8 protein-coding genes are annotated in these 6,795 nt (G+C 67.1%); all 8 read right to left on the bottom strand.

The genetic code is table 11. The features are described from left to right. Positions 1-14 precede the first annotated feature (14 nt). Positions 15-521: a GFA family protein gene (locus APY03_RS15695; protein WP_068678122.1), complete on the bottom strand. Its 507-nt coding sequence runs from the start codon at positions 519-521 to the stop codon at positions 15-17. A 46-nt stretch (positions 522-567) separates the two neighbouring features. Continuing rightward, positions 568-1,023 carry a YiiD C-terminal domain-containing protein gene (locus APY03_RS15690; protein ID WP_232081177.1) on the bottom strand — a complete coding sequence of 152 codons (456 nt, stop codon included), beginning with the start codon at positions 1,021-1,023 and terminating at the stop codon, positions 568-570. Further along, on the bottom strand, positions 1,020-1,367 hold the full coding sequence (locus tag APY03_RS15685; RefSeq protein ID WP_068678120.1) for a GFA family protein: 348 nt from the start codon (positions 1,365-1,367) through the stop codon (positions 1,020-1,022). The genes APY03_RS15690 and APY03_RS15685 overlap by 4 nt, the downstream gene beginning before the upstream one ends. 62 nt (positions 1,368-1,429) lie before the next feature. Further along, a complete protein-coding gene (locus tag APY03_RS15680) occupies positions 1,430-1,747 on the bottom strand; it encodes a CcdB family protein (RefSeq protein WP_068678119.1) in 318 nt (105 codons plus the stop codon). Positions 1,748-1,759: 12 nt separating this feature from the next. Beyond that, complete coding sequence (locus tag APY03_RS15675; RefSeq protein ID WP_068678118.1) at positions 1,760-2,029, bottom strand: type II toxin-antitoxin system prevent-host-death family antitoxin; 270 nt, start codon at positions 2,027-2,029, stop codon at positions 1,760-1,762. Between the two features lie 86 nt (positions 2,030-2,115). Then, positions 2,116-3,585 carry a DUF1501 domain-containing protein gene (locus APY03_RS15670; protein ID WP_068678117.1) on the bottom strand — a complete coding sequence of 490 codons (1,470 nt, stop codon included), beginning with the start codon at positions 3,583-3,585 and terminating at the stop codon, positions 2,116-2,118. A gap of 10 nt (positions 3,586-3,595) precedes the next feature. After that, a complete protein-coding gene (locus tag APY03_RS15665) occupies positions 3,596-5,452 on the bottom strand; it encodes a DUF1800 domain-containing protein (RefSeq protein WP_068678116.1) in 1,857 nt (618 codons plus the stop codon). 175 nt (positions 5,453-5,627) lie between these two features. Further along, a complete protein-coding gene (gene pyrF, locus APY03_RS15660; RefSeq protein WP_068678115.1) occupies positions 5,628-6,452 on the bottom strand; it encodes an orotidine-5'-phosphate decarboxylase in 825 nt (274 codons plus the stop codon). Between the last annotated feature and the right edge of the window lie 343 nt (positions 6,453-6,795).

Genomic DNA, 6,795 nt, shown 5'->3' with positions numbered 1-6,795 from the left:
GCTGAGGGGCTGCCTCAGCCGCTGGCAGCGGCTGAGGCGCGCGCGGCCTTCAGCGCCCTGCCGCGTTCCAGGCTGTCGGCCGGCCAATGCTCCGCGCTGCGGTAGTACTCGGGCACTGCGGGCACGCCGGGCGGCAGCTGCACCCAGGGCTGCTTCGAGGACGTGAAGATGTGGATGTCGGGCGGCAGGTGGTCCGGCATGTCGAGCGTGCCGACGCGCACGAAACACACCGCCTCGCCCGCGCCAGCGTAGTGGCTCCACAGCGCGACCCGGCAATGCGGGCAACGCGCGATCTTCTGGCCCTTGCCGCTCAGCGAGGGCGTGAGCACCAGCTCGGGTTCGCCCTGCAGCCGCTGCAGGCGGTCGGCCTCGATCATCGCGTTGAGGGCGAAGGCGCTGCCGGTCTCGCGCTGGCACCAGCGGCAATGGCAGCAATGGACGAACAGGGGCCGCGTGTTCATGCGGTAGCGCACGGCGCGGCAGGTGCAGCCGCCTTCGAGGGGGAAGGAAGGGGTCGTCATGGTCGGCGTACTGTGGTGCGGCGGCCGGCGAAAGGCAACGGCCGTTTCAGGCGCCGAATGAGCCCAGCGCCACGAATTCGCCTTCGAGTCGGCCGACCTCGCGGCCGTCCTGCTCCAGCACCGCTGCGACCGCGATGCGACCCCGCCCCTTGCGAGTCAGCATGCGCAGGAAGGCCGGCCAGGCCTGGACCTCTTCGGGTATGAAGGATCGCGCAGTGAAGTCCCCGGTGATGGGCAACCCATAGTCCATGCTGTTGCGCTGGATCACCAGCCGGCTCGCGATGCCGGCGCGCTGAAGCCGGGTGTGCAGCAGCGACCAGGCGGCGAGGATGGCCACTGCGGAGGCACTGCCGCCGAACACCGTCTCGCGGTGGTTGATGTTGGGCGCCAGCGGTGCCGCGAGCACCACGGCCGAATCGTCGGCCGTCAGCACGCTCACCTGCATGGCCTTCGACAGCGGGATGTGTGCGTGCAGATAGGCCTCGAGCTCGGGGGGGCTCACTTCGAGCGCCCGTCGAAATGTTGCACCGGCACCGACTCGAGGTCGATGTCCTCGATGCATCGGATGTTGATGGCCGCCATCTTGTTGCCCTTGGGATCGGTGCCCTCGCCGAAGGGATGGATGCCGCAGACGGGGCAGAAGCGGTGCGAGATGACGTGCTTGTTGAACAGGTAGGTGCTCATGTTCCCGGGAGGCGTCTTGAGCACGAGCTTCTCGTGCGGCACGAACCACAGCAGCGAGCCTTTGCGCTGGCACATCGAGCAATTGCACGCCATCGCGCCCTGGATCTCGCCCTCGACCTCGAAGGCGATCCGGCCGCAGTGGCAGCTGCCGGTGTATTTCATCGGAGTCTCCTTTGAAACGCGGGCCCTCCAGTATGGCAGTGCCTCGTGCCGCGCTCCTTGGGTCAAATACCGCTGATGACGGCGTCGATGGCGCCGACAAGCGCGCTGGCCTCCGACTTCAAGTTGCCCTTGGAAGAGCCGAGATCCCTGGTGCGAATCGGCGCAGCCATGTGCGGCAGCGCGACCAGCGTTTCGCCCTCCCACTGCAGGGAAGGGCAAAGGACCCGTGGCAACGCGGGCGGCATGTGCTTGCGAAGCGCCAGCGGAACCACCAGCCGTGTCGAGAGTGCGGACAGCAGATCGCTCTGGATGTCGACGATCCAGGGGATGTCGGCGCGTTGATGCTTCGATGGATTGGGGTAGACGTCGAACTGGGCCATGTCCGCGTCGACCTACCAAGGCCTGAACTCTTCGCCAAAGACACCAATGCGCTCCACCAGATCGTTCTGGGACGCGATCCACTCCTTGTAGGTGTCATTGAAATCGCGACGACGCTTTGCCATCGACTTCTGCTGTTCGGCCGCTTCAAGTTCAGCAAAACGGGCCGCCGAGACGATCACGCCGGCAACGCGGTCGTTCTTCATGATGTGCACGGGCTCGCGCTCGGCTTGCCCGAGGTAGTAGCCGAATCGGTTCTTGGCTTCAGTCGCTGTCACTTGCATGGTTGGCCCCTTTCGATAGCCATTTTAGCCAACCATCGGCTCGATTCGCCTTGGCAGATCGACGCTCCGTCGACGAAGCCGACGCCTCAAATCATGAACCCGATGTTCTTCGGGTAGTTGATCCCGTTCACGTCCCCGCCGAAGTTCCTGAGGTTCGGCAGGATGTTCTCCAGGCTGCCGGCGGGCACGCCGAACCAGCTCGCCAGCGTGGCGCCGTACTGGTCGACCGAGGTCGAGGGGATCAGCCGCCCCTGCCCCACATGCCCCTCGTAGCCGGCCAGCTTCGAATCGTTGTTGATGCTGACCACCTGCGGCGTGCCGTAGATCTGCTTGCCCTTCACCGCACCCCCGACGACCAAATGGTGGCCACCCCAGCCATGGTCCGAGCCGTCGCCGTTGGAGGCGAGCGTGCGGCCGAAGTCGGAGGCCGTGAAAGCCGTGACCTTGTCGGCCAGGCCGAGCGCGACCGTCTCGCGATAGAAGGCAGCCATGGCGTCGCTCAGCTGCCTCATCAGCCCGGGCTGGTTGGCGATCAGGTTGTCGTGCAGGTCGAAGCCGCCCATCGAGACGAAGAACACCTGCCGCCGGGTACCCAGCGCGGCACGGCCGCGGATCAGGCGCGCGACCATCGCGAGCTGCCGGCCGAGCCCGGTGTCCGGGAAGGTGCCCGCGGCGTAGGCGGCGCCGATGGCCGAGGTGACGCTGCCTTCGGCCTCGACCGCGCGCTTCGTGATCCGGTTGTATTCGTTCTCGAGCGCATGGCCGCGCGCCTGCTGCACGAGCTGCGCCATCGCGGCCTTGACCGAGCTGGAGCCGTACACGTTGCTGCCCGTCACGCTGCCGATCCTGACCGCGCCGCCGGTACTGACCTGGTACTGCAGCGCCGTGTCGCCGGAGAGGAACACCGCGTTGCCCGAAACCGACATGCAGGTGAACAGCGCGTTGCTGTTCTGCGTGAGCATCAGGTCGCCGATGTTGCCGCCCCAGCCCACGGTCGAGCCCTCGGGCGAGGACGACTGCCAGGTCGATTGCTGGTCGTTGTGCGAAAACAGCTTCGGCGGCTGCGGGTAGAGCTTCTTGTTGCTGTTGTTGAACTGGGCGCGCGTGAGCGGCACCACCAGCGGGCCGACGTTGAGCTGCACCGCCATCCTGCCGTCGGTGTTGAACAGGCCTGCCAGCGCGGTCATGGCGGGGTGCAGCGCGTACTGCCGCCCGTCCGCCAGCGGCGTGCTCGGGCTGAGCAGCGTCGAAACAAGATCGGCCTTGGCCAGCGCAACGCCGCCGGCGGCCTGGCCGGCGGCACCGCCGCGGATTGCGCTGTAGGCGTTGTAGCTGGTGTCGTCGTAGGTGACGACGGTGTTGGCGTAGTCGTTGCCGCCGAACAGGAAGACGCACACCAGCGCCTTGTAGTCATCGCCCGGAGCGGCCTGCGCAGCCGCCTCGCCGATGGCGGCGAGATTGAGCGCAAACGGCAGCGCGCTGCCGGCAACGGCGAGCTGGCCCGAGCGGCGCAGGAAGGCGCGGCGGGTATGGGCCTGGGGATCGATCAGGTGCATCACGCTTTCCTCATTTCTGGACCAGGTAGCCCGGCGCGGCCATCACCATGAGCACGGCGGCGTACACCCGGTTGTTCTTGAGGGTGTCGCTGCTTGTCGCAGTGACTGCCGGCGTGGTCAGGGCATTGGTGATCAGCGCAACGGTGCCGGCATCGAGCTGGTTGGCCGACATCAGCAGGTTGAGGCGGCGCACCAGCGCGGCCGGATCGAGCACCAGCGTCTTCTCGGCGGCGTAGCTCGCGACGACGTCCCTGCCGTTGAAGCCGTTGGGCAGCACGTTCTGCATGAAGTTGAGATAACCGCCCACGCTGGTCTCGTTGACCAGCTGGAATTCCGGCGCGACCAGCCTGGCATCCGCCATCGCGCTGGACGGCGGCACGTAGCCAGGGCGAAAGAAGTTGAAGACCGAAGGCGAGCGCAACGGGCTCTGGCCCAGCGAGCTCGCCGCGTCGGAGCGGTTGCCGATCTTCCAGGTGCCGGCCGCCGAGGCGGCACCGAAGGTGCGCCCCCACTGCACCAGCCGCAGCATCGGCTCGCGCAGGTGGCCGAAGTTCGGGTCTGCGAGACCCGCGGGGCTGCGCGCCTCGTTGTCGAGCAGCACCGCGGCGAACACGCTCTTCATGTCGCCGCGCACGCCGGCGCCGTTGTCGGCGAAGACGTCGGACACGCGCTTCACGTAGGCGGCGCTCGGGTTGCTGGTGACCAGGCGCTGGATCAGTTGCCGGCCAATGAAAGGCCCGACATTGGAATGGCTGAACAGCGTGTCCAGCGCGATCTTGAGCGCGGCCCTGCCCTCGGTGTTGGCAGGCACGGTGGCCCCGAGGAACCTGGCCTCCAGCATCGAATGGCGCGAGGCGGTGAGCGCCATCGGCCGCTGGGTCCAGGCATTGGTCTCGATGGTGTAGCTCTCGCCCGGCGGCGTGAAGGCGTTGCGCTCGGCGGCGGGGATGTCGAGGTCGTAGCCGGTGAACACGCGTGCCAGGTTGGTGACGTCGTCCTGCGTATAGGTCTCCAGGGGCGTGCCGTCGGCGCCGGCCTTGACCGAGCCGTCGGCATTGAGCTGGTAGAGGCCGATGCTCATCAACTGCATGACCTCGCGCGCGTAGTTCTCGTCGGGCTGTCGGCCCTGGGCGTTCTCCTTCTGGTTGCCCCTGGTGTTGAGGTAGTAGCCCATCGCGGGGTTGAGCGTCACCTCCTCCAGCAACTGGCGGAAGTTGCCGGTGACGCCCCTGACCAGCGTGTCCCAGTACTGGGCGAACATGAGCGCGGTCCAGTTGGAGCTGACGTCGTTGGCCGAGACCACGAAGATCTCGGACAGCGCCAGCGCCATGCGCTTGCGTACGCCGTCGGCCGAGGTCATGAGCTGGTTCCAGATCATGTCGTCGGTGTTGACGGTGCCGTGGGGCTTGCTCGCGATCCAGGCCCAGCCGGTCTGCGCCGGCGCCCGGTCCATCTGCTCGCCGAGCCAGGGCAGGTAGCCCTGGGTGCGCACCACGGCGATCTCGGCCTCGGAGGCGGAGAACTGCGCCTGCAGCAGGAAGCGCGCGGCATCCTCGTCGGTCTTGGCCTGGGTGTAGACGTAGGTCTGTGCGGTCGGCGTGCTGGCCAGGGGGCTCAAGGTGCCGGCCTGGACCGTGTCGCCGCTGCTCCCACCGTTGTCGCCGATGCCCAGTCCGGCGAAGCCGCCGCCACCGCCGCCGCCACCACCACCACAGGCCGCGAGCGCCGCCATGGCGCCCAGTGCAGCCGCCAGCGGCAGGAGATTGCGCGGTCCTGCCGTGGCCGCGGCGTTGTCTGCACGCGCTTCAGGCGCGCGCAGTGGCTCGTCGATCGCTTCCACGCGATCGTTCGCTGGATCTTCCACCATGAGTTCCTCGCTCCTCGGCGCGTGACGCCGTGCCCCTCAAGGCAAGTGCCATGCCGGCCCCTGGCCGTACGCGCGGAGCCCTCAAGGCGAGAAACGTCGACAACAATTGTTCCGAAATGTGACTTTTTTCGTCACTGGACACAATTGATGCCGGTCGGCGCCGACGAGGACGGTTTCAGTTCTTGGCTTGCTCGAGGCGGTCGCGAGTACGAATGGCCTCATCCCGTGCGGCCTGGACGAAGTCCTCGCCGGCCGAGGCGTAACAAATGGCGCGCGAGGAACTGACCACGATCGGCGCATCGGCGCGCCAGCCCGCGCGCACCGTGGCGATCGCGTCGCCGCCCTGGGCGCCGACGCCGGGGATCAGGAGAGGCACGGTCGGTGCGAGCGCGCGCACCCGCTCGATCTCGGCCGGGTAGGTGGCGCCGACCACCAGGCCCAGCTGGCCGTTCAGGTTCCACGGGCCCTGCACCAGCTTCGCGATGTGTTCATACAGGAAGGGCTGGCCTTCCACGCCGGCGAGGCGCTGGGCCTGCAGGTCGTCGCCGCCCGGATTGCTGGTGCGGCACAGCAGGAAGGCGCCCTTGCCCTCATGGCGCAGGTAGGGCTCGACCGAATCGAAGCCCATGAAGGGCGAGAGCGTGACCGCGTCGGCGCCGTAGCGCTCGAAGGCTTCGTGCGCGTACTGCTCGGCGGTGGAGCCGATGTCGCCGCGCTTGGCGTCGAGGATCACCGGCACCTGGGGGGCGTTGCGGCGCAGGTGCTCCATCAGCTTTTCGAGCTGGTCTTCGGCGCGGTGCGCGGCGAAGTAGGCGATCTGCGGCTTGAAGGCGATCACCAGGTCGGCCGTGGCATCGACGATGGCGGCGCAGAAGTCGTAGATCTTGCTGGCATCACCCTTCAACCGGGCGGGGAACCTGGCGGGTTCGGGGTCGAGGCCCACGCACAGCAGCGAGCCGTTGCGGCGCTCGGCGGCGCGCAGCTTGTCCAGGAAGGTCATGGGGCGGAATTCTAGGCGTCCACCAGCAGGATGATCACGGCTCACGGAAGCGGACATCCGGATGTCCGCTCCCGATTTCAGCTGGCGCTAAGAGACCCAAGGAATTGATTGAGCCGTGCCCGCACGGCCGTGCACTCGACCACGGCAATCTGACGCTTTCTGACGCCTCGGCAAATATCGCAGAGGTGCACGCCAGAATCCGGCCCTTTCAAAAAGAACAAGGGTCGATGTGATGAATGCCAGAGGAGGCTTCCTTCTGATGCTCAGGTCGGAAGGAAGAGCATGAACGCGCGCCTTTACAGGATCGTCTTCAACGCCGCGCGCGGCATGCGCATCGTCGTGC

It is taken from the genome of Variovorax sp. WDL1, assembly GCF_001541225.1.
GTDB lineage: Bacteria > Pseudomonadota > Gammaproteobacteria > Burkholderiales > Burkholderiaceae_C > Variovorax.
The sequence above is the reverse complement of the archived record's forward strand: the minus strand, read 5'-3'. Positions and strand labels throughout refer to the sequence as shown.

Excerpts from the sequence above, each read along its gene's own strand:
- APY03_RS15695 (WP_068678122.1), bottom strand. The coding sequence starts at position 521 with ATGACGACCCCTTCCTTCCCCCTCGAAGGCGGCTGCACCTGCCGCGCC.
- APY03_RS15685 (WP_068678120.1), bottom strand. The coding sequence starts at position 1,367 with ATGAAATACACCGGCAGCTGCCACTGCGGCCGGATCGCCTTCGAGGTC.
- APY03_RS15680 (WP_068678119.1), bottom strand. The coding sequence starts at position 1,747 with ATGGCCCAGTTCGACGTCTACCCCAATCCATCGAAGCATCAACGCGCC.
- APY03_RS15675 (WP_068678118.1), bottom strand. The coding sequence starts at position 2,029 with ATGCAAGTGACAGCGACTGAAGCCAAGAACCGATTCGGCTACTACCTC.
- APY03_RS15670 (WP_068678117.1), bottom strand. The coding sequence starts at position 3,585 with ATGCACCTGATCGATCCCCAGGCCCATACCCGCCGCGCCTTCCTGCGC.
- APY03_RS15665 (WP_068678116.1), bottom strand. The coding sequence starts at position 5,452 with ATGGTGGAAGATCCAGCGAACGATCGCGTGGAAGCGATCGACGAGCCA.
- pyrF (WP_068678115.1), bottom strand. The coding sequence starts at position 6,452 with ATGACCTTCCTGGACAAGCTGCGCGCCGCCGAGCGCCGCAACGGCTCG.